The following is a 3,319-nucleotide window of genomic DNA, read 5'->3' as shown; positions in this document are numbered from 1 at the left end:
CGCTGACCACGGCCGTGGTCGGCATCAAAAGCATGATCGCGTCCGGCGACACCGCAACCGAATGGCACCTCGTGATGGCCGCGACGCTGCTTGCGATGCTGCCGCCGCTCGCCGTCGTGCTGACGATGCAACGCTGGTTCGTGCGCGGACTGGTGGACTCGGAGAAGTAACTCGCGCAGCGTGGGCGAGCTTCGGCGTTGGACGTGGAAAAAAGAACATCGCGCAAAGCGTGGCACGCGCGGCAAGCAACGATAAGGCTAAAACAGCATGGCTGCACTGACTCTGCAAGGCGTTAAAAAGACCTACGACGGCAAACAGTTCGTGTTGCACGGCATCGACGTGGACGTCGCGGACGGCGAGTTCGTCGTGATGGTCGGCCCGTCCGGTTGCGGCAAATCGACCTTGCTGCGGATGGTGGCCGGACTCGAAGGCATCTCCGACGGCACCGTCTCGATCTCCGGCAAAGTGGTCAATCGCCTGGAACCGAAAGATCGCAACATCGCGATGGTGTTCCAGAACTACGCGCTGTATCCGCATATGAGCGTGGCCGAGAACATGGGTTACGCGCTGAAGATCGCGGGTGTCGGTCGGGCGCAGATCGACAAGCGCGTGCAGGGCGCCGCGCAGATTCTCGAACTCGAAGCGTTGTTGCTGCGCAAGCCGCGCGAGTTGTCCGGCGGGCAGATTTCGATCGCCGGCAAAGTCGTGAACGAACTGGAGCCGAAGGACCGCAACATCGCGATGGTGTTCCAGAACTACGCGTTGTATCCGCACATGAGCGTCGCCGAGAACATGGGCTACGCGCTGAAGATCGCGGGCATCGATCGCGCGCAGATCGCAAAACGCGTGGAGGCTGCCGCGCAGATTCTCGAACTCGGCGCGCTGCTGCAACGCCGGCCGCGCGAGCTGTCGGGCGGGCAGCGGCAGCGGGTCGCAATGGGCCGCGCAATCGTGCGCGAACCGGCGGTGTTTCTGTTCGACGAGCCGCTGTCGAATCTCGACGCGCGTCTGCGCGTGCAGATGCGGCTCGAAATCCAGCGTCTGCATGCGCGCCTCAGGACCACCAGCCTGTACGTCACGCACGACCAGATCGAAGCGATGACGCTCGCCCAACGCGTGATCGTGATGAACAAGGGCCACGCCGAGCAGATCGGCGCGCCGACCGAGGTCTACGAGCGGCCCGCCACCGTGTTCGTCGCGGGCTTCATCGGCTCGCCGGGGATGAATCTGCTCGAAGGCCGCGTATCCGATGACGGCGCGACTTTCGACGTCGCCGGCAATGGCCCGAAGCTGCCGCTCGCGGGCGTGCAGTCGATCGGCCGTGAAGTCGCGGCAGGCCGCGAATGGACGCTTGGGATACGCCCGGAGCATATGAGCCCCGGCGCGCCGAACGCATCGGGCGCGACGCTCACCGTCGATTCCTGCGAATTGCTCGGCGCGGACAATCTCGCGCATGGCCGCTGGGGCAAACACGACGTGACCGCGCGCCTGCCGCACGCGCATCGACCGCCGGCGGGCGAAGCGCTGCAGGTCTCGTTGCCCGCTCAGCATCTGCACTTCTTCGATCCCGCGACGGGGCAGCGCGCAAACTGACGCGCGGTCGACGCGCGGCGGAGTGAAGGCCACGTTCCGACGATCGCGGAGCCCGCGCGACGGGTGGACGAGCCAGACACGCGCGGGCGCCGCCGAGATGGGCGCGATGGTAGCGACGGCTGCGCCGCCCATGTTGCGTCCGCGTTGCGCCTGTCTTCCGCCTGTCTTCCGCCCGTGTTGCGCCCGTGTTGCGCCCGGGTTGTGCCCCCGTTGCCCCCGCGTTGCGCTGCCGCCCGTCCCCCGCCGCGAAGTACAATGCCAGCTGAACCACCCGCCGCGCGCGAGGACGCTGTCCGAGTCCGCCGCCGCGCCGGCCGGCCCGATACCGATTACCCATTCACCCTCGACTGCCCGCCGGACGCGGCCGGCGTCGCCAACGTCTACTGCAAGCAAAATGGCCCAATACGTTTTCACCATGAACCGGGTCGGCAAGATCGTGCCGCCCAAGCGCCATATCCTCAAAGACATCTCGTTGTCGTTTTTCCCTGGTGCGAAGATCGGCCTGCTCGGCCTGAACGGCTCGGGCAAGTCGACGCTGATCCGCATCATGGCCGGGGTCGACACCGAAATCGAAGGCGAAGCGACGCCGATGCCGAACCTGAACATCGGCTATCTGCCGCAGGAACCGCAGCTCGATCCGCAGAAGACGGTACGCGAAGCGGTCGAGGAAGGTCTCGGCGACGTGTTCAACGCACAGAAGAAGCTCGACGAAATCTACGCGGCCTACGCGGAGCCGGACGCCGACTTCGACGCGCTCGCCGCCGAGCAGGCGAAATACGAGGCGATCCTCGCGACCTCGGACGGAAGCGCCGAGCAGCAGATCGACATCGCCGCCGACGCGCTGCGTCTGCCGGCTTGGGACGCGAAAATCGAGCATCTGTCGGGCGGCGAAAAGCGCCGCGTTGCGCTGTGCAAGCTGCTGCTGCAAAAGCCCGACATGCTGCTGCTCGACGAGCCGACCAACCACCTCGACGCGGAATCGGTCGAATGGCTCGAGCAGTTTTTGACGCGCTTTCCGGGCACCGTGGTCGCGGTCACGCACGATCGCTACTTCCTCGATAACGCCGCCGAGTGGATTCTCGAACTCGACCGCGGCCACGGCATTCCGTGGAAGGGCAACTACAGCAGCTGGCTCGATCAGAAGGAAGAGCGCCTGAAGCAGGAAGAGTCGTCGGAGTCGGCGCGTCAGAAGGCGATCAAGAAAGAGCTGGAATGGGTGCGACAGAATCCGAAGGGCCGTCAGGCGAAGTCGAAAGCGCGTATCGCCCGCTTCGAGGAACTGAACAGCCAGGATTACCAGAAGCGCAACGAAACGTCGGAGATCTTCATCCCGGTCGGCGATCGGCTCGGCAATGAAGTCATCGAGTTCAAGAACGTCAGCAAGTCGTATGGCGACCGTTTGCTGCTCGACGACGTCAGCTTCAAGATTCCGGCGGGTGCGATCGTCGGCATCATCGGGCCGAACGGTGCGGGTAAGTCCACGCTGTTCCGCATGCTGACCGGTCGTGAACAGCCGGACTCCGGCGAGATCGTGCAAGGCCCGACCGTCAAGCTCGCTTACGTGGACCAGAGCCGCGACGCGCTCGACGGCTCGAAGACCGTGTTCGAGGAAATTTCAGGCGGTGCCGATGTGCTGACGGTCGGCAAGTACGAAACGCCGTCGCGCGCGTATATCGGCCGCTTCAACTTCAAAGGCGGCGACCAGCAAAAGGTGGTCGGCAACCTG

The 3,319-nt window shown here is 64.7% G+C and carries 2 protein-coding genes and 1 pseudogene; all 3 read left to right on the top strand.

Going from position 1 to position 3,319, the window contains the following annotated elements:
- Window positions 1–170: pseudogene (locus tag VGH68_RS27875) on the top strand (glycerol-3-phosphate transporter); the annotation flags it as partial.
- A 97-nt stretch (window positions 171–267) separates the two neighbouring features.
- Window positions 268–1,593 (top strand): sn-glycerol-3-phosphate ABC transporter ATP-binding protein UgpC, encoded by a 1,326-nt coding sequence (gene ugpC / locus VGH68_RS27870; protein WP_331606957.1) that lies wholly within the window; start codon window positions 268–270, stop codon window positions 1,591–1,593.
- A gap of 394 nt (window positions 1,594–1,987) precedes the next feature.
- The coding region (gene ettA, locus VGH68_RS27865) for an energy-dependent translational throttle protein EttA (protein ID WP_331606956.1) at window positions 1,988–3,319 on the top strand (1,332 nt) is incomplete at its 3' end.

Source organism: Paraburkholderia sp., from assembly GCF_036488505.1.
Lineage (GTDB): Bacteria > Pseudomonadota > Gammaproteobacteria > Burkholderiales > Burkholderiaceae > Paraburkholderia.
The sequence above is the reverse complement of the archived record's forward strand: the minus strand, read 5'-3'. Positions and strand labels throughout refer to the sequence as shown.